This window comes from Nostoc sp., from assembly GCF_036917655.1.
Taxonomy (GTDB): domain Bacteria; phylum Cyanobacteriota; class Cyanobacteriia; order Cyanobacteriales; family Nostocaceae; genus Nostoc.
This window is the reverse complement of record NZ_JBALCY010000088.1, coordinates 87,529-108,737: the sequence shown is the minus strand read 5'-3', so window position 1 is coordinate 108,737 and position 21,209 is coordinate 87,529. Positions and strand designations below refer to the sequence as shown.

Sequence of the window (21,209 nt, the reverse complement as noted above, 5' to 3'; positions counted from 1 at the left end):
TGCATCTTGGGCTGATACCATTTCACTACCCCACACTCTACACCCGCCCCGAAGTAGTTTGGAAAGGGAAAATGATTTGTAGGCAGCTTACCGTAAGCTATAGGGAACCAGTAGCCAGTTAAGTTTTCTCTCACTTCCCAATGTTTGTTGTTAAACTTTTACTGAGTAGTTTTTTAACTTTATCTTAAGAAATGATTACTTAATTGCTGGCAGATGCGAAAATCTATGAGCATACAGTCGTAATTCAATTGCTAATTCTTCGCCTCCCCCCTTTGAATTAGATTGTGTTGATACTACCTTTACATTATCCCTTAATTGTAAATGTGAGATAAGACACCATATCCTTGTTGGTTATATAATGCTTAGTATTACAGAGAAAAGGTCTTCAAAGTTACCTGCCTAACACTTTTGAGTAAAAATTAATAGGGTAGAATAACTGAATATTACTCAACTATTTTTAAAATCAAAAGCAGGATTTTTTAATGATCAGCTTAAGTAATTCGGAAAACAGTACAGTTAGCAGCATCGCGGCCACTAAGAGGCTGGCAAGGGCAATGATGGTTTCTGGTGGAGAGTTTTCACTGTTATTAGCATGTTGTAACTGTGTTCAAAGGCAGCAGCAAGTGCTGAATTTGTTAACAGAGTTTTCATCAGCAGATATCCACGAAGTCCTGCTCTCACCTGCGGCTGACAAGCTGTACACAGCTATTACAAATGAAATTGGTACTACTCAACCCGAAGCTTTGATGGTACGGGGTTTAGAATCTGTAGTGGCAATTAACCAGCTAATCATCAGTACCAACATCATGCGAGATGAATTTCGGAAACAGTTTCGGTTTCCCTTGGTGTTGTGGGTCAATGATGAAATTCTGTGCAAACTAGTCTGGCTAGCACCCGATTTCAAAGACTGGGCGGCCAGTACTATTAGATTTGATGTACCTCACAATCAGTTAGTTGAATCTCAACAACAAGCCATCAGCGCCTAATATTGCCTGAGATTACTTTCAAAATCTTGTATACGCTAGGTTGAGCCGAGCAAAATCTAAGCTCCGGTTCTGTCACATTATTTTCTAAAATTACTTTTATTGAACCCTCGTTTATCCTGACTTTTCACGGGATGTGGAAAACCTTACTTCCATTTCTCTCTCATACAAGGTTACGGTGTACACATAAGTCCTAAAAACCTATAGGACTCATATTTGATTTTTGAAATATACGTAGGGTGCGTTACGCTTTGCTAACGCACCTGCCGAAGGTTTTGGTGCGTTACGCTTTGCGATAACACACCCTACATATACTTAAATTTTTTCAAAAATCAAATCCTATTGCTATAGCTTGATAAGGCTTTCCCTGTTCCTATGTTCTGCATAGGAATGAGAGAAGCTATTTTCCAAGACAGCGGTGTGGATTCTCTTCTCCAACGAACTTCTCATCTATGAAGAGTGAGCTTCTGAGTTCTTACTTGATTCCCGTAAGACTATAAGGCAATACGCTTGGGTTAAAGCCAAAAACCAAAACCAGCGTAGGTTGGGGAGCCACTGCGCCCTTGCGGTTTCCCGACTTGTACCCCTACGGGGAAGCAAGCTACGCGCAGCGTCTCCCCTTCTCACATTGGGAGAGGCTAGCGCCCGCCGTAGGATGCCCGTTCGCAAGAGCGTCTCCTTTAGGAGAAGGGCTGTAGGGAGAAGCAAGTGGCGTTTGAGGGGCAAAACCCAACATTTTCAGGACTTTGTTGGGTTTCACTACGTTCAACCCAACCTACAATTATCCTTAACCCAAGCGTATTGGACTATAAGGCATTTTGATTGAGTGCATTTTCATCCAGAATTTGTATAAGGAACAAACAATCAGTACATCAGCGTCTGTGTCTATATCTGTTTTAGAAGACAGATACTAAATTAATTCCAACTGGTGAAGTTCTGGAATTGTATACTTTATTGTCTATTAGTTATTAGATACTATTTCTGAGTTATATAACTCTTGACTAACATCACTGTATTAACTATGAAATTCATGCTGAAAAAATACTTTAACACCAATCAAACGCGAATTTTCACTGCTTTGATTTTGACTGGAATTTTGTCTGTTGCTAGCAGTTTAACACTTATCAAAGGTGCTACGGGCGCTTCTGCGAACTTCTCACTAGAAACAAGCAATGAAGTTCTCAAAGACAATATTAAACCAAACCGCTTGCCACGTCCAGTAGCTAACGCGGTACTGCAAGATTTAGCCCGCAAACAGGGAATTTTAACCAGAGAACTGCAAATTATTGACTCTAATCAACAAACTTGGCGTAATGGTTGCTTGGAACAGGCTCAAGCTGATGAACTCTGCACCCAAACGTTAGTTCCGGGTTGGCAGATTGTGGTGTCTAATGGCAAACAAAACTGGATTTATCATACCAATAACAATGGGCGATCGCTACGTTTAGCTTCGGCAAATACTCCCTCAGAAAATCTCTCAGATAAATTACCTACGTCTGTAAAAAATGCTGTTTTGCAAGCTGCATCTAGACGTTTGCAACAGCCAATTTCTCAGCTAACCATCATTCAGGCTCAACAGCAAACTTGGAAAGATGGCTGTTTAGAATTAGCTAAGGCTGATGAATTCTGTACCCAAGCTTTGGTATCAGGTTGGCGGGTGGTTGTTGGTGGAGGTGAACAAACCTTGGTTTATCATACTAATCAAACAGGTTCCGCAGTCAGGCTGAATGAGAAAGCTAACGAAGGTACACTGGCCCCTGTGCAAATTCCAGTCAGCGAGTTACCACCACCGTTAGATCGAGGTATAGTATTTCGGCAAATCTCCAGTGGTGGCTTTGCTGGCAGAACCTACGAGACTGTTTTACTCAAAGATGGGCGATTGATTCGCGTGCGGATTGGTGATGCCAATGATTCTGAACGTAGTGTTCGCCGCGTTTCTGTACAACAGGTACAACAATTTGTGCGATCGCTAAAACGTTCTAAATTTAGTAAATTCAAAAATCTGAGTTATCCAGCCCCCAGTGGCTCTGCTGATTATATCACCTACACTCTTACAAGCCTTGAGGGTACGGTTCAGTACAACGATATTTCTCAAAATAACCTGCCAAAGAATTTACAGACAGCAGTCAAAGCCTGGAATCAACTCACAGCTAGCGCCCAATAGTAAACCTCAGTGATGGGATTAAATAGCGATTGTTTTAGCGCTTACAATCGAAACGATCGCTATTCGTGCTGATTGTTCATAATTTGATCATGTCTGTAGCCAAATGATGAAAAGGTTTGTAAAGTGGTGTGTTGAGTTTCATTCTTGGTGGAACATTCGCCAAAGCAAAAAGTCTCTTTTGTTTGCCGTTATCGTTGCCTTGAGTGTAGTTACTACAGTGATGCTATCGTTCCCATTGAACGCTCAAATTAATCTGCCGCGAACGCCAGCATCTGAGTTAAGGGGAGTGTGGTTAACAAATATTGATAGTGATGTGTTATTTGAGCGCCATCGCCTCAAGGAATCTTTGCAACGCCTTGACGAACTCAATTTTAACACTATATATCCGGCGGTTTGGAATTGGGGATATACATTGTATCCTAGCAAAGTTGCAGCCAAAGTTATCGGGCGATCGCTCGATCCCACACCTGGACTGCAAGGACGAGATATCCTTAAAGAAATTGTTGATGTGGGACATCAAAAAGGCTTAACAGTGATTCCCTGGTTTGAATTTGGCTTCATGGCACCAGCAGATTCTCTATTAGCTAAAAATCGTCCCCAATGGCTCACCAGTCGCAGTGATGGGACTCGCATTGTCAAAGATGGCAGACATAATCGCGTTTGGCTAAATCCCTTTCGCCCAGAAGTACAACAGTTCATCCAAGATTTAATCGTTGAAATTGTGAGAAACTACAATATTGATGGTATTCAATTTGATGACCATTTTGGCTTACCATCAGAATTAGGTTACGATGCCTATACAGTGGCACTTTACAAAAAAGAACACCGTGGTCAAGCTCCCTCGAAAAACTCTCAAGATCCAGAATGGGTGCGTTGGAGAGCTAACAAAATTACCGAGTTTATGAAACGGGTATTTAAAACCATCAAAGCTACTAAAAAAGATTGCCTGGTTTCCGTTGCTCCTAATCCTCAACGTTTTTCCTACGACTTCTCTTTAGCAGACTGGCAAAAGTGGGAACGCCTAGGAATCATTGAAGACTTAGTTTTGCAGATATATCGGGATGACTTGAATGTTTTTGTCAGCGAATTAGAGTATCCAGAAGTGAAAGCGGCAAAAAGTCATATTCCAGTGAGTGTGGGTATTTTGGCTGGGTTGAAAAACCGATCTGTACCGATGCAACAGATTCAAACACAAGTGCAAAAAATTCGCGATCGCAACTTTGCCGGAGTCTCTTTCTTTTTCTATGAAAGCCTCTGGAACATGGGCAAAGAAAAGCCCCAAGAGCGTCAAACTGGCTTTCAAAAAATCTTCCCCAGACCAACGGCTTACCCGAATCTGCTAGCCGGTTGGAAACCCTAGAAAGGAAAAACAGAGGAGAGGGAGAATCACGACTCCCATCTCCTCTGTAACTTCCAGTGTTGCTGAATATAAGTATGAAATTCAAAAATTCCATATTTCTGCTCTATTTGCCTTACCAAAACCCCGACCTAGAGCGTCGTTATCCCCCTAAATATGGTCTTGAGAAGTCGAACATATCTATTAAGTCGCCGATCGCGGGGCCGTTAATCGGTGCATAAGGGTTTGCGGGGTGGGTCTGAGGATTGGGTAGATTGTCACGACTACGATTTGTGAGTGGCGACAGTCCCCAATTCTTCTCGATAAACTTCAGAATCGAAACATGGTCATAATACGTATGAACAACGCGACCACCGCGAGAGTATGGCGACACCACAATTAAAGGAATCCGTGTTCCGTCGCCGAAGAAGTCGATGGGCTGAATGTAGCCAGAATCAAAATATCCACCACCCTCATCAACTGTGATGAGAATTGCTGTGTCCTTCCAGAGTTCGGGCTTGCTTTGAACCTCTTTGATAATCTTCTTAGTAAAAGCTTCAAACAGACTAAACTTTGATGATCCTGGATGACCGTCAAGCAAGCCACCAGGCTTAAGAAAGGAAACTGCTGGCAGCTTATTGTTGTTAATATCGTTATCCAGATCCGTGGTGTCCTTCAAATGCTCCGTCCGTACCTTCTCCTTCGTCATAATTGACGTCACGTACTGGAAGGGGTTGCAAATGTTGCAATAGACGTTGGTGTTACTGCTTGGATTTTTAACGTATTGGTTCCAACCTTCACCGTAGTACCGCCACGAAATATTCTTTTCCAACAAGGCATCACCAATGGTGCGAACAGGTGACGGCGGGATCACAAAGCCATTGTTAGTGACGCCGTTGTTAACCGTTCCGTTACCCAAATAACCAGGATCGTAGTTGTTCAGCAGATAGTAGGTATTCGGCGCACAGTTGGGCTTTGGTTTGTAGGGGAGAGAATTCAGATAATTCAAAACAGGTCTAACCCCTGGCTGGCTGGGGTTAGAACAATTACTGTAGGTGCCGCCAGAATAGCCATCCTGTGTGTAGAAGTTGTTGGTTCCAGGCTGCGGGTTGGGATTCTCGATCTCATTTTGCGGCGGCGTGGCTGGATTGCCTTTGCCATTGCTATACCAAATGGCATCACCAATACCAATCATCACTGAGTTTGCGCCGGTGCCACCCATGACAGGTTGATGATAGTTGTCGCTGATTGCGTAGTTGTCAGCCAGAGACTTGAAGTATGGCATGTCTCCGGTATTAACGTTGTAGAAGCCCATAGAGGTGGCACCCTCGCGATCGGTGAAAGTCGAAAACGGCTTGCCATTGCTACCTGCGGCGACGCTCACCTCGACCCAAGGAAAAAGATCCTTAAGACAGCCACTGGGATTGTTTGCACTCGCATGGCTAATGTCGCAATCCGCTTGCTGCCACATCTGATAGAACCGGTGTACAGGGCTAGCGGCGTAGGCGTCATAGGGCATACCAGGCGTCAGTTGGAAAGGGCCATTTCGTAACTTATTCACGTTCCGAATTCGGGTATCCACAGTACCACTCGGCAATCCAGTTGCACCGCTAAGTAGGAGTCCAAAATCCTCCGGCAGCAGCGCCGGTTTGGCTGCTTGGACAGCAGCCAAGGTCTTGAAGGGAGGCGGATTCGTGTCACTTGCAGCTTGTGCACCGCCAGCTTTAGGCGGCGGTAGGGTTGTATAGGGTTTTTTGTTAGCAGGACTCAACGAGAAGGTATCTGTGACGGAAGCTTTGTATTGAGTTGCTGCTTGAAAGTTGGAACCTGGCGTACCATCAGCATTGATAATGCCCTTGGATAACAGATTAGAGACTGTCTGACCTGATCGCGGTTGGTAGGCACCGAAGACATGATCAAAGGTTCGGTTCTCACCAATAATGACAATGACGTGCTTGATCGGAGTGAGAGTCTTAGTATCGAGACTCTTAATCTCCTCAGCCTGGGCAAAACTGGAGACTATCGATCCTCCAGCAAGCCCCATAATAACTACACCAATTGATGTGTAGTTTAAACATTTTCTTCTAAGAGCTTTGTCCAACATGAGATTACTATAATGAACTGCTGTAAGTAAGTCGGCGATAAAAATACATATATGAAGAAATATAAATTTGAAGTAGAAATAGGGTGCGTTAGCTTTCAGCTAACGCACCCTACATTATTTAAATTTCTTAACATAGCTGGAAATATTAGCGCCCACTTACTTAACTTCAGATTAGTGGTACACCGTTAAAGTGTGATTATGTTTTTAATAAGTATTCTTTAAAGATTAATACCTTCGCCAAAAAAAGAGTATGAAGCGAGAGCGCTGATATCGTAGAGTTGTTGTCTTCCACAACCACAACTTCTTCCAATTTTTAAAAGAACAAGTGGAGTTTAGCCTACTCCTAATACGGTTTAACTTTAATAAATAATGATACAAATACGTTGGTAGGGGCACAGCATTGCTCATTGGTGTCAACTTAGCGTAAAAACCTCCCTAGAACCAGCTTTTAGATTGTCTCGTTCCCAGTCAGAGACTGGATGCCGTTCTAGAGGCTCCGCCTCCCTTGCTGGCGGCAGAGCCGCAATTGAGCAACATTTCCAGCCTCTTGCTGGAAACGAGATTTGAAAAGACTTTTAGCTTAAGTTGACACCAATGAGCATTGCTGTGCCACTAGGAGAAATCTATATGTATCAGGGTTTGTGTAAAATGGTATAACTCCTAACTCAGCACTATCCTATTCCCAAACGCCCAGCCAAACCAGGAGTTAGGGGTAAAAGAGTAGTAATCATCAAGAATAGAGCCAAAAGACCCAAAGCGGCTCTGGCATCATCGGGTTCAGTGACTTCATTCAAGCTGGGGCGTTCTTGATCCCGTTGCAAGAAGAAAATCACGATCGCCCAGTACATGGCAAGAGTATTACCGAGAGACACTAGCGCCAGTAAAATTAAAGTTGCGATCGTTGCCCTTCCTGCGGTTTTGCGTCCATAAATCGCCTGGACAATGCGCCCACCATCTAGTTGTCCTGCGGGCATCAAGTTTAAAGCATTAATCACTAAACCCAGCCAACCAATCACCACTAAGGGATGAACACTTACCAGGGATGACTGCAATGCCGAACCAAGCACAACTCGCGCCAAACTTCCCACCAAAATCGATCCTTGGAAAAACTGATTTGGCAATTGAAATAAACTACCTGGGTGCGAAAGCAGCAAGCCAGTGATCAGCATTAACAAAGAAACAATACCACCTGCGGCTGGCCCTGCTAAGGCGATATCAAATAATACCTTGCGGTTAGGTAACAGAGACTCAAAGCGGGTAATTGCACCAAAGGAACCAATTTGCACAGCCGGCAGAAAGAAGGGCCAGCTAAGGCGAATTTGGTGACGCCGAGCAAGTAACCAATGACCAATTTCGTGAGTTACTAAAATCGTAAATATCCCAGCGCCTATGGGCAAAGCTTCTTGAAACCGCGCTGGATTGCCAAAGAAATCAAAATTCAGCAATAAGCCCGCAGCTTCTAAATTTGTGGCAATAGTTGCTATCAACAGAATACCTGCAAAAGCTTTTTGCGATAACAACATCGGGCGGGGATCATTGCGGCTCGGCAGGACAATCACTACTGGTCTGCCATCTGTGTTTTCCACTAAAAACAGGCGATATTGCTCACCAAGGCGTTGCCGTAAACTTGCAGTTAGACGGTTGTGAACCTCTTCTGGTTCTCCCCGCAAATTGCCTTTGAAAATTGCTCCATCTTGGTAGGCGATCGTTTCTGTGGCGAAAAACGTATCGATACCAAAGATACCTTTAATTGCATTTAAGTCGTCTTCCGGTAGTGGCGGAATCTCCGGTTTCAGTTCTACTACTGTTGGTTGTGGGGAATTGGCTGCAAGTGAGGAATCAGCAGCAAGTCTTTCTGTTGCGCGTTGCTTGAGGATGGCATCTTGCCCAGCTGTGCGTAACTGTCTGCCCAAGAAGATGTACAATCCGGCGGAAGTCACCACTAAAAACAATATACCCGCTATGTTGATGTAAATCCCTGCGGCAAACAATCCAAAAAACAGGAGCCAGGGAGTCATCAACACCACCGACTGTAACCAGGCTAAGATTCCCAGCTTACCAAAAGGTCTGGCGCGATAAAAGCCCCAGCCCAAAATGCCTAAAGCTACCAGTAGGATTGCCGCCAGGATAGAAGTTTCTGATAAAGTAAACATCTCCAAACCTTTGCTATTGAGACTGAGCCAGAACAAGTCCGGTATTGCAGATACACTTATTAATGTATAACGCCGCCTGTAATCTGCCCAAATTATCCTGTTTTGCTGCCGGCGTAGCCCAACCCAGGCATCAACTAAGCAATTCACGCATTCAAAATTAAGAAACAGAATTACACTAAGCTTTCTGGCTGGTAATGGTGTGCAGGCTCAAGCGTAACAGGTTATTACACTGTAGCGGAAGTTTGCCTATCTTTAATAAGGGGCTATTCGCTAATGGCACTAAGTTAAGATACAGCCCTTGCCCTGACTGGTTCCCAGCCTCAAGGCTCTTAACCCATCCTGAGAGGCTCCGCCTCCTCTTTCTTGACGAGAGGTAGCAGCCCTCTCGGAATACGTTCCCAGTCTTAAGACTGGGAACGAGGCGACACAAGCCTTTGGGCTTTTCTTAGTGCTATTCAATTATTGATATATCATGCGATCGCTCTCTTGTTCAATAATTACAGCCAGTTTCATTTTTTTGAACCACATCTGTCGTCAAGATACAGCAATGTTCCCTACTGCGTGGTCTATTTACCTAAAAATAGCTGTAATTTGCTCAAACTGTATTTGAGCGAAGCGGTCTTCTAAGTACAGTTTTGCGTAAAAACGTAGCGTTTTGCATGCAGGATAACGCATTAACAATGCAAGCCGATGCATTGGGATTGCAGAATATTGCCAAATTTAATTCGCTACGAATTAATGAAATGCTCTACTAAGTCCAATAAAGAATTTCAGCATTTGGAAAGCGCCTAGTAATCTCACTCTCAAAAAAGCAACGCAACGCTTTCATTGTGTCGCGATCGTAAACGTACTTCATCCCACCAAACTTATTACGCTTGACACTGCGTTTGGCCTCATCCATCTCTAATTTTGATTGCGGATACCAAGTTTGTAACACTTCTTTTGACCCAGGTGTGAACCGATGCGAGATTAGTTCAAAGGTAAGGTTACAGTCAAAATCCAGTGCCTCGTTTATCTGGTCAAACAAAGAACTATAGTGCATCTGCCAATCGTCTATCGGCATAATTGGTGCGATCACCAAGCCGATTGGATAACCGCCACCGCCACGCTCTAATGGTAGCGCCAACCGTCGCAATGCATTCAGTCTGGATGCTACGGATGCTGTGCCACCTTCAAACTTACCAGAAATCGGTGCTGCATTAACACTCATCCGACAGCGGGTATGCCCATTGTGTGCTAAATCTAGTAATCCATCCACAGCATCAAACTTTGATACCCAACGTAGATGTGCATTGGTACGAGTGCCAAAGTAACGGATACATTCAGCCAGACTTCCTGTTAAATGCTCAATACCCAATGGGTCTGTGTAACAGCTAACTTCAAAACTTGTGGTTTCGCCCTGTTGCTCGTAGTTAGCTAAGTTGTCTAATATCTGCGGTAAGTTGGCAAAAACGCGAATGACAGGTGGCCCCGACAAGCTACCAGCTAAGTAGCAGTATTGACAGTGAGCAGGACAACCTTCGGCAATGTGAAACTGCCAATCCGCAGAAGGTGGGATGGGACTCAGTTTAAAAGAACTAGGTGGTGCAGTAACCACCGCTAAGGTACGCTTGGCAATGTTGTAAGTATCCCGCTCAGACTCACCGCGCAGTCCCTTCAGGCGGTTCTGTGATAACTCTTCTATTGGTAAGTTGAGTGACTGCACACGTGCAAGAATCTGCTGCCCCCAAGCCTCATGTAGGGCAGCAGGTGTAAACAGTACCCGTTCAGGTATCCACAACTTTGGCGATCTGGTCTGTGTCTCTGATACTGAAACCTGGTCTGTAATTGTATTCAGCAATATCGTTCTCCGTTATTTAGTTTGCTGATTTCTGCAATTAATTTTCAAGGACTTGCTTAATTCGTCGCTCTAACAGGTCAAGATCTAAAGTGCCTTCATCACGGCTAATTCTACGCACAGTCGAATTAACATTACCTAAATTTACCAATAAATCTTGAAGAATTTCCTGCTGCTGACGGGCTTGGGTAACTTCGTGTGGTTCCTGTACTAAATCACGCACGATGGTATCTTCAGCGCGAGAGGCGATAATTGGATCGCTTTGCCCTTGAATGTGAACAAAGGTTCGTCGTCCTGGGCCTCGCTCCTCTTCTATTGGTATAACTGCTGTTACTTGGTCAGAACGCACATATTTGCCAAATCCTAAATGTACTAGCTCTGATGAGAGGATTTTCATATAATTGAAGCATGATTTTTAAGTCTTACTTATATTATAAAATATAGATAAGTGACCTTAAAGCCATAGACCATACGGGTTATACCCAATTTACAGTAGTAGTTTCCTTTCCCAATTCCTGCTTGATATCTCTATGTCAGTCACACTATTTCTACCAACTTTTGGGCTTGTTCTGGGGTTTCACCAAGCTCAATAAACTTAAGTTTTAGGTTGGAGTTTTAACCTTGGCTTGTTAAGTACAGCATTTCATTAATTTGTAGTGAATTAAATTCAGTAATACCTTGCAATGCCAACGCGTCCCCTTACAATGCCAATGCGTCGGCCGCATTGTTAATGCATTCCTTTACAATGCCAATGCATCGGCCGCATTGTTAATGCGTCCTCTTACAATGCTAATGCATCGGCCGCATTGTTAATGCGTCCTCTTACAATGCCAATGCATCGGGATGCATTCTAGTAGTCATCTTTCTGCGAATTTGAATGCGAATAATATCTCATCGAAGTTGTAAATTTATTGGTAGGCTCTTTTTTCACTGGCGGGATATTTAATCTAGCTCTGATTCAATGTCCTCATCTGCGATCGCAAAATCACTGATATAGTCCCGTACAACACGCTCAAAAAATAGGGGAGCAGGTAAACCTGTCCAATCGCTGTAGTGACCAAAGCCATAACGCAGTGACTCCACAAGGGCAGCTAGATCATCAGGATTATCTTTTGGTTGTCTCAAGGTAACAACAATCTCAAGGGGGTTGGGAGAAGGCCAGCGACCCACAAATGGAGCTTTTGTAGAGAGTTGACTTACCTTTAACCCAGTTTGTTTTGCTAGGGTCTGGGTTGAACGATAACAACTTTGCCCACGTGAATATTGATGTGGTGCTTCACGTGCCACAGATAGATAAGCCACACATCCAGTTTGGTTAGTAGCGCTGAGTCGGAATAACCCAGTCGCACTAGATGCTGAAGGAATTTCAAGCGTAGGCGGCAGTTTGTTTAGTTCTTCTTTAGTCCTGGTATCTTCTAAAGAAGTCTCTATCAAATGTCTGGCTTTTTTCTCAATAATTCCAGGAGCAAGTTCTTGGCGAATACGAATTAGACGCGCGCCTTGCCATTCATCCTGCATATTCTCAGACTGCTGACCAAGGTTAATTTGATTAGTATTTATTTCCTCATCTTTGAGCCAAGACCATAATTGGACACAGTTGGAAGAATCAATCATAACCAATGGTTGCATCCCTTCTTCCACAGAGTTAGAAACAATTTGTTTTACAAATTTCATGAATCGAGTCTTGCGTACAGCTTTATCATTAGCTAGTTTGATTGGAGTAAGTTGGGCAATAAAAGCTAGTGCATCAGGAAAGCTAAACCACGGGCTGATTTCTAAATTTCCTTTCTCGTAAGCACAGCAAAGCTCACATTTTCCTGTATCTACGTTGAGGCGCATTGCCACTGCTAAAAATGTATTCTCAATAACACCACGAGCGCGACCCCTTTGTTTACGGACGATTGTGAACCCTACAATTTCTTTTGGTCTAGCTTCTGGTGGGATATTTTGCAAGTACTTGTCAACCTTTTCTTTTACACCATCAATCCGACCAGAATGAGCCGAGACCAAATCTTTTAGAGCCGACTGCATCCGATGGAAGAAATCTGCGAGTTTGAGATGCTTTGTTTTACGTGTTTTTGCAATGGGTAGAAGAAACTGCACGCCACTACCAATTTTTGCTAGTGCTTGGCGGGTTGAAGGTTTATTAACTTTATCGTCATGTTTAACAGTGTTTTTACCAGTAGGATCTGGGTAAAATTGCCGCGCCATTATCAAGGAGAAAGTTGGCTTATTGGGGTCTTCAATCTGTTTTGCAGTGGAATCCCATGCTTCAATTCGCTGGCGCGATCGCTCCTTATTTTTCAAATCTTTACCAGGTAAAACCTCTCGTAGCCCGTGAGTATTTGCTGGCAAGCGATTAATAAAAATTTCGAGTGTGTTTCCCCACAAAACTTTAGTAATTTTCTGCAATAGCTTTGCTTCTGTCTCCAAATCAGCTTCATAAAATATAAACAGTCTCGGTTGCTCATTAGGATATAGTCGCTGCATCGCTGCTTGGTTTGCCTGAATAATGGTTTGAAGATCATTTGTTTGATTCGGCGTAAATGTATTAAATTGAAGAGCTTTTCTTCCCCACTCAATCTCTTCTAAACGGATGCCAAGGTGTTTACTTAGCAAGTCATCAATATTTTGATTGTCGTTGAGTTGTTCGAGGTATTTTGCAGTAAACTCCAAGTTGGAATTTGTTTCGATAGCTTCTAAAACACCACCAAGCAGTGTAGGAAGATTAATCATCCGCGATGCTGTATCATCTAGTTTGTGCTTGGATGGTACTTTTGTGTAACCATCGAATATTTGGATTCCTAATGGTTGAAGAATTTTAGCGATCGCTTCAAAAGCATCTAATTTATCAATCTCTGGTACACCTGTTTCAATACCGTATCTTTCTGAACTATTTTCATCTTCTTCTGAATTATCTTGAAGTCCATTCCGGTAAGTAAGAAGTACCTCACAGCTATCAGTAGAGGCTTTGCCCAAAGCGATTTGTTGACCATCAAAAGATTGTAGAGGCAGTTTTAATTCTCTTCGCAGAATCTCAAAATCTGTATCTGTCGCCCAACGCCAATTCTTCTTATCTTGCTTGTTATTTTCATCTTGTTCGCATTTTACTTTATAGGTAAAAGCGCGATCGGGATAGTCTTGAGAAAATATGAAACCGCTAATATTCCTACGGTCATATTTAGGAGCTTTTAACTGAGTGAACCAGCGACGTTTGGAAACCTCAACTTTCACCAAAGGTTGGTGCAAAGATGGATAAGTCACAACTTCCAAGCTGACCACAAAACTGAATTTTCCTTTTGTATCAGGTAAGGCGATCGGATCGGTAATCAATTCTACAATCCCAGAATTGTTGGAAATAATCCGTTTTATTGGGCCTAACTGTGGAAAAATCTCCTGTCCAGCAATTTGACGAGCTAGGTAATCTACTATCGCACGATAGGCATATTTATCTTTTGGATCTTTTGGCTGAGTTGTATCTGTCTGTTTAGACCAATTCCAAGGGAATACTTGAGATTTAAATGGAGAAATTTTCAGAAGTTCTCCTCTTTCCTGCAAATCTTGCAAGCGGTCAATAATATCCGTTGATATGTCTTCTTTTATTACAAACGGTCTGAGATAATTTGCGAACCAATCATTAATAATTGGGCGAAGCACTTGATTTATTTCTTCTTCATTACCACCATTTAGGTAAACAAAAGGTTCTGGCTCACCTCCCCTTTTAGCATTATTCAATGCAAACTTCGTAAGACCTACATCTGGTTCAATTCGTGCCGCATCTTTTAAGACTACTTCGATAAAACCTCGCAATGAGGCATAGGGGAGATTTTTGACCTTAGTTCCTTGTAGAATATCGGCAAAACATAGCAAGCCTGCTTTTGTCCAAGTAAGAGTAGAACCCTCTACTATAATTGGACGCAGATCGTCTGGCACAGTTAAGGCTAAAGGAAATTGTTTGATTGGTTTGATTTGACCTTGCTGAATATAAAAGGTATCTGAAAGTAAATTATCATCAGTTTCATCGTCTTCATCTTCTTCAGATAAATCTTCTTCCAATTCCATTTCATTATCAAAATTGTCGCTCATTTTTACATCTCCAATAGTGTTGAAAAATCATTAAAGCCGTCTTCTTCATCCGTCAAATCTTGTAAATTAGCTAATTCATCAGGGTAAATTACTCCTTTAATGCGCTGTAAAGGTGCTAAGAATGCGCCATAAAGTTCTTGATAAATTTCCCGAATTACAGGATCGGGGTGGTTGACACATTCTTCTAAAATGATTCGCATTTGCACCAGCATACTATCTCGCGCAGAGTCGGGTTTATCTTCTGCTGATTTTTTAGCCCAAGCTGCATCCACAAAGTAAACTGATACTGGGCATCCATTCCGCATCCCGCGCCCAATTGTTTGCAAAATCGCAACCATTTGATTAGCTGTAAACGATTTGAACAGTTCAGGGCCTAAACGGCTAGCCATTAAGGGTTCACGTAACAATCTATTGGCAGTTCTCCAAAGGTCTTTTCTTGATTGCTGCCAAGAAGTTGCGATCGCATTTAAATCTTCTGTTTCACTAAAAACTCGACTATCAAATTCTTGTGTTGCCCGTCCTGCCAAGCTGTACAACAGCCGCATATCATCTTTGGTAGGATGAGGACGAGTCAAAAAGTAAATCGAGCCAATTGCCGCATCTAGCTTCCTATCTCCTTTGGTGAAAACGATGTTGACACCTCGATTAATTGCCAACATGGGAAAAATTAAAATATCACAGTTTTCATCGTCTCCTAATGCCTCACACTGAGCAGAGGTGATAAAATCCGTCGGTTGTTCTCCATCTCTGAGGGATTTAACAATTGCCTTTGTATGCCGCCCAACTTCAGGATGATAGTCATTAATATACTTTTTGATTGTGCGAGCCTGTTCATAACTATTGACAACTAAAGCAGCTTTACGACGAATACCAAACTTGACATCAAAATTACGCATGGACTTGTAAATTTCAGATTTAGTAATTCCTCCCCGCACAAGAGCATTCACCATCCGCAAAAGATTACGTTTTTGAAGGTCGCCAGCACCGCTATATTTAAGGGGTTCATCACCACGTTCACTATCTGGAAACCATTTGAAACGATAAACGCTCTGTTCTGCTTTATTTTCTGACTGACGCGGTTTTAGTAAATAATGGGGGCCAGCGTTAATGTGGTAGGCGGGACTAGCTTCTAAAAATGAAGTTGCCGAGGTAATTAAAACGGCTGGGCTTTGATGTCCATCATCTGCGTCTAATAACCGGTGAAAGCGATGCATTAACATTCGAGGCGCACCAACAAATGTAATATAAGACAATTGCACATTTTTGGCGGCAGTACGTGTTGTTTGTGCTTTGAAAAAACTGTATTGCACCCCAGAAAATGAACCTAAAATGCTTTCTGGAATAAATTTTCTCAGTTCTGGTGATGCAGTTGACTCCCCAATGGTTTCACGAATGAATCCCTCTGCAACCATTGTTCTAGTTCCTGGTACAATTCGCTGGTAGCCCACAATTACGAAAGTAACAGTTATAAGTAATTTAGCTAAATCTTCTGCTTCTATTGTTGATAAATGATCTGGAAAACAGAGCTTGAGAAATAATTCAGCAATTTCTTCAACGATCGCATCACGTCGCTTAATCAGATTTTCAGCCAGGTAACGGCGGAAATGACTAATGAGAGTTTTCCATTGTTTTTCAAGGGTTTCACGGTTATATCCTAAAATCCGAGGCCACAAATCTGCTTTAAAGTCTTGAGGGTTCTCAACACCTGTGCGATCGTAGAAGGCGTTATATGCTGCCGCTTCCCAAAATTCAGTTAGCGCCCGACTTTTGCTAAAGCCTAGTTTGGCTTCTTGTTCATCAAGGTCATTCTGCTGAGAGGATTTCTTTAAAGTATTCAATAGTTCGCTAACAATCCGTAATACAGTCAATAATTGATTTTCGTAGCGTTCTCCCACCCGCGACTTAGACATATTCTGAACGGTGGTAATTAAGGAAGTATTATGATTGCCAAATTCTGACAAGTCACGACTGTAAAGTTCTACATCCCGATCAAATAATCGATAGTTCTCGCCACGAGCAAAGCGGTTATGGATTTGTTCTAAAATTACCCGATGAATGGATCGCTCTGAGCCGGAAATACTTAAAGTTGCTGCCCCATAACTATCTAACACTGATTGCACCATATCGCCTTCGTCGAAAACAACTACGTCGAAGGTACGGGCAATTAATTCAAAATATCGTACTTGTTCCTGAATCGCGTGAGGTGATATTTGAGTATCGAGCGATCGCACATGACCAACCCAAATATTAGCATCCAACAAATCTCGCGGTGCTTTGTTTCGACCGCACATTGTCCATAAAGGACATAGGCATTTCTTCATCTTTCCCTGTTTCCCCCCGCCTTGCAATATCTGGTTGCAAGGTGCGTAACCAAAGCCCCACAGAGACATATCGGCAGTTGAAAAGGCTGGGAGGACGCAGTTCATACCAAAAACTTCTGCCTGTTCTAAGGTGTAAGCAAAGCCACCATTACCTTTTGTTGCGATCGCTTCAGCAATATTGTCTGCATGACCACGGCGAGTCTCATCACCTTGTCCTACAAGCATTCCCACCTTAACTTGATGAAATGCCAACTCAGCCATGTACTGTCTAGCAACTTCAATCGAGGGAAACACAAACATGGCTTTATAGTCATGTAGTCCCAGCCAGACAGCTATCAACACGAGAATGGTTGTTTTACCTGACCCTGGTAAACCAATTAAGTGCTTGATGTCTTCTAATTCCAACACATCATCTTCTTTCCGCAGACCTTTTCCAGCCTCCGATACCATGAGGTCAAAGCGTTTAAAACGATCTGCCCAATTACCACGTCGTCGCTCAGGATCTTGCTTTTCACGCTCGTCCATCTCAATAGCCAGATCGCGCAGTTCACTTAAGGGAATGCGAATCTTTCCTCTTGGTTGGCGATTGAGGGAATGTGTGCGACGCGCAGCAATAGGGGCGGTGATTGGAGCGATCGGCATCCTTACTGCTGTTGACTCTTCACCTAATGCAACCACCATCTGCTGACGAGGATCGGCAAATGTAAAACCATAGGAATCGTATGGTAGAGGGGTACTAAGAATTTGACGTGCTTGTGTAATTTGAGAATCTTCTAAAGGATCTGTTCTTTTGAAGTGAAGTGTTTCAATATCAATCTCATACGTCCCTTTAGTGTGGTTGCAGTAGTGATGATTGTTATAGAGAGCAATTGCGTGTTTAACTGACTGGTTTGTAACAAAAGTCAGCGACATCTGCCGCATATTGAAAATGGCTTGACGCGCTTGCTCTAATGCAGGTGCATTCAAAATGCTGGCCATACCTGACATAATTACTGGCGCGTACTCCAGTGAATTTGTATTAATAAATTCCTCCATTAAGACGCAAAGCCAGCAAATTCGATCTATACCTTTCCAAAAATCAGGTTTGGTTCGCATAAGGCATCTTCTTTAAAAAATCAATTACAGAGGAAACCGACATAATTTCTAAACTGGCAGGATCGCCCTTTTTATCGAGTGTTGAAATGAGGGTAGAAATGTAGCTGGGATTATCCTCAATTAAGCGATCGCTCACAGCAAGAATGCGGCGGCGATAGTGAATCAGCCCGCCAATACTACGATTGAGGCGCAAACCTAGAGTTACCGGACTTGTGTAAGATTTGGCATCAATTCCAATTGCTCGTTCGTTAATTGCCACATCGCATAAATCGGACTCTGGGTAAAGTTCAGCATTGAGCTTATTTCGTCGGGCTGTATCAAAAATCGCTAATTCGTCAATTGCTGGGCCTGTCCAGTAGGTGAGAATTCGTGGCTCGGCAATTCGTAAAATGCCCTTATTAGGATCTAGTTTCTCAGATACTTTTGGCAAGTCGTGGCCAATGCACTGGCGAATCGGACAACGCCCTTGTGCAAAAAGTTTTTTGTTGGGATGCGATCGCATCAGTGTGCCACAGTGGGCGCAGCGATGTGCTAACCCATCAACTAGCCAGATATCTGGCACTAAGTCAAAGAATTTTTCAATGATCATTCCCTGTAAAGGGGTCAAGTCATTTTCAACCAAGTAGTCTAATAGCTGTCGTTCTCCGATTAAAGAGTACCTACCAAATAACTCTCGCAGAGCAGTGTAAGCTTTGTGTTGGCGACGGCCGCCCAATCGTTCAGTTGCTTCGCATAACTGAGTATATAAGCGATGCTCAATCACATTGTCTTCGCCAAAAGCTCCGCTCAGGTTGGCAATCTCTGCACAGTCTGAAGTAGGTACTCGTAAATCTGGATCGATTAAGGTAACGCTAGAAAAGCGAAAGTCTGATTGGCTAAAAACCCCTAACTGCCAGCGATCGCAACCAAGAGAGTATCGAGCATTATCTAAAACAGTATGCACACAAGCAGCGCGATCGCTTAATCCTTCTTCAATATATAGACGGCCCAATTTGCACATTGCTTGATAGAGTTCTGGTGGCAGCGTACTATCCTCTTGGCGCACAATTTCTCGACCTGGCAGAACCCGGTCATATTGGCGAAGAATTCCCTGAGCAAGTAACATCACAGCATCTTCAGCCAGATCCCTCGCTGGGCGATGTCCTGTAGGTAAAGGCAAAGAGGTTGCTGAAATTGCAGGTAGCCATGTGGGATCTTGACCTTGAGCGTCTGCAAGAATTTGCCTCTCTAGCGCATCTTCAGGAAATGAAGGCAAAACTTGAGCGATCGCCGCAAGTGTCCAACCCTTCTTTAATAGTAAAATTGTTGCCAAACCCTCCAAAATCTGCTGAAATCCAAATTCTTGCCCTTTAGGTTGTGATAAAAGTTGTTTCGTTCTCCACGACCGAACGGTACGCAGGGCAGGTGATTCTACAGACAGTTTAAGCTGTTTAATTTGGCGTTTTAGCTCCTTTGCCAGAGCCTCCGCAGTTCCCTGCCACTGACGCACGTCCTCAAAGTACATAACTGTAATCAGATTACTTTTACATCAATTACTGTATAACACTAATTGATGTAAATTAAAATGTCAATGTATCAAATAAATAATCCGTTATTTTTAATTTAGTAGGACTTACGCATCAAGTACGAAATGTAGGGGCAATTCATGAATTGCCCCTACGCTAAATCAAGGCTTTCACTGCCTTTTTGCGTAAGTCCTGTTTAGCTTATTACTTGAGCAACTCACAATTACTGAATCAGAACAGAGAGAAAGAAGTTTTCTGGATTAAAAGTTCTTCTCGACTAAGCTTTTGGAATACTCCACAATTGTTTCAACCAATTCAAAATTCAATAAGCCTCCGACATAGAAGGTCTGGCGTTGACCTTGCATTGCTTCTAGGCGATCGTAAAATCCCGCATGCATAGCCTCTGAAGTAACGTGAGGAAAGTAAGGCCACTCATCGTAGGTGTAGTAATCATCACCTACCCGCACTCCCAAATTCTCTACTGTGTTTTGAATTTGCTGGAGAACATCTTTTTTAGTAATTTTTCCCTCGCTATCTAGGCGAGTGCAAAAGGCAATCAGGTCATTGTCAGCAAACTGTTGAGCAATAAACCAGGGATTCCCCACCGCATTTACGGGAATGACATTAATTACCGGGGTTGGCATTTGCAGATCGGGAATCAGATACGTAATCAAACTGTAAGGATTGAGAATGATCTGCTCAAATAGGTCTTTCTCTGCTGGCGACAAATCGAGAAAAGTATTGAGGACATCCAGTGTCAACGGACAAGCTAAAATCAGATAGTCAAATTCTAGAACTTCTTCACGGGTATCAGTCTTGTTAAGAATCTGCTCCTGTTCAGTTAACCGCACCCGTGTAATTGCCCCCCGCTTGATTTCCTTGATGTCAATATTCAAGCGGACATTTAGTCCCCAAGCAACAAGCTCCCAGAAACGTTGGAAACCATCAGTAAATCGCTTAGGCCAACCGCAGCGTAAATCTGCACCGTAAGTAATTAAAGTCCAAAAGGTTTCTAGAGTCATGTATTTTAAGGCATAGGCGGTGGGGATTTCGTTTAAATAGCCATAGCCCATCGTGGTAATGGGAATTTCAAACAAAGTTTCTAGACATGACAAATCTTTCTGTGCTAACCACTGGGAAAAAGGTTGAGTGAGTTCGGGATGTTGACTGATACCGGCAAACCCAGGAACAGAAATAATTGGCTCTAGCCAAAGACGCTCCCACCAAAAGCGCCCAACGGCTGCCAAAAACGTTGCTAGGTCAGTTCCCTCGGTGACGGCATTCATAATTGAAGTGTAGGCAGGTTGTCCCGGTTGAGATTTAAAAGGATTGTAGACTTGACCTGGCCCCTCGGTGTAAAGTGTAGCGCCGACTTCTTCAGCCATTTTTAGGACTTGTTTGTAGGCAGGGGTGAGATAATTTGCTCCTAAGTCAAAGGAACGAGAATTGTATGTAATGGAACAACACAATCCCCCTACCCGTCCAGCTTTTTCTAGCACAACTACATTGCGGTAGCCTTGCTTTTTCAAAAAGTAAGCTGTAGATAAACCGGCTGCTCCCGCCCCGACAATACAAATTCGTGCGTCTTTAGAAAATTTAGTCATGATAGTCTTTCTTCCTATGTA

11 protein-coding genes are annotated in these 21,209 nt (G+C 43.0%); 3 read left to right on the top strand and 8 right to left on the bottom strand.

What is annotated here, in order from left to right:
• Positions 1 to 482: 482 nt before the first annotated feature.
• From V7K30_RS34100 to V7K30_RS34090, 3 genes are all read left to right on the top strand, one after another.
• The gene (locus V7K30_RS34100) at positions 483 to 986 is read left to right on the top strand and encodes a hypothetical protein (RefSeq protein ID WP_335007028.1); all 504 of its coding nucleotides are present in this window, start codon (positions 483 to 485) and stop codon (positions 984 to 986) included.
• Between the two features lie 1,018 nt (positions 987 to 2,004).
• A complete protein-coding gene (locus tag V7K30_RS34095; protein ID WP_335007055.1) occupies positions 2,005 to 3,147 on the top strand; it encodes a hypothetical protein in 1,143 nt (380 codons plus the stop codon).
• A 106-nt stretch (positions 3,148 to 3,253) separates the two neighbouring features.
• Entirely contained in the window at positions 3,254 to 4,507 is a 1,254-nt protein-coding gene (locus tag V7K30_RS34090) for a glycoside hydrolase family 10 protein (protein ID WP_335007053.1), read from the top strand.
• Between the two features lie 139 nt (positions 4,508 to 4,646).
• On the opposite strand, the gene V7K30_RS34085 is transcribed toward V7K30_RS34090, so the two are convergent.
• From V7K30_RS34085 to V7K30_RS34050, 8 genes are all read right to left on the bottom strand, one after another.
• Positions 4,647 to 6,587, bottom strand: coding sequence for an alkaline phosphatase family protein (locus tag V7K30_RS34085; RefSeq protein WP_335007026.1), 1,941 nt, complete (start codon positions 6,585 to 6,587; stop codon positions 4,647 to 4,649).
• A 671-nt stretch (positions 6,588 to 7,258) separates the two neighbouring features.
• Complete coding sequence (locus tag V7K30_RS34080) at positions 7,259 to 8,740, bottom strand: site-2 protease family protein (RefSeq protein ID WP_335007024.1); 1,482 nt, start codon at positions 8,738 to 8,740, stop codon at positions 7,259 to 7,261.
• Positions 8,741 to 9,491: 751 nt separating this feature from the next.
• Positions 9,492 to 10,514: a spore photoproduct lyase family protein gene (locus V7K30_RS34075; protein ID WP_335007051.1), complete on the bottom strand. Its 1,023-nt coding sequence runs from the start codon at positions 10,512 to 10,514 to the stop codon at positions 9,492 to 9,494.
• Between the two features lie 103 nt (positions 10,515 to 10,617).
• Positions 10,618 to 10,974, bottom strand: a complete 357-nt coding sequence (locus tag V7K30_RS34070; RefSeq protein ID WP_335007022.1) for a hypothetical protein — start codon at positions 10,972 to 10,974, stop codon at positions 10,618 to 10,620.
• Positions 10,975 to 11,519: 545 nt separating this feature from the next.
• Entirely contained in the window at positions 11,520 to 14,663 is a 3,144-nt protein-coding gene (locus tag V7K30_RS34065; protein WP_335007020.1) for an RNaseH domain-containing protein, read from the bottom strand.
• A 2-nt stretch (positions 14,664 to 14,665) separates the two neighbouring features.
• Positions 14,666 to 18,079 carry a hypothetical protein gene (locus V7K30_RS34060; RefSeq protein WP_335007018.1) on the bottom strand — a complete coding sequence of 1,138 codons (3,414 nt, stop codon included), beginning with the start codon at positions 18,077 to 18,079 and terminating at the stop codon, positions 14,666 to 14,668.
• On the bottom strand, positions 18,063 to 19,583 hold the full coding sequence (locus tag V7K30_RS34055) for a restriction endonuclease-related protein (RefSeq protein ID WP_335007016.1): 1,521 nt from the start codon (positions 19,581 to 19,583) through the stop codon (positions 18,063 to 18,065). Before V7K30_RS34055 ends, V7K30_RS34060 begins: the two co-directional genes overlap by 17 nt.
• 261 nt (positions 19,584 to 19,844) lie before the next feature.
• Entirely contained in the window at positions 19,845 to 21,188 is a 1,344-nt protein-coding gene (locus V7K30_RS34050) for an FAD-dependent oxidoreductase (protein ID WP_335007014.1), read from the bottom strand.
• Positions 21,189 to 21,209: the final 21 nt, after the last annotated feature.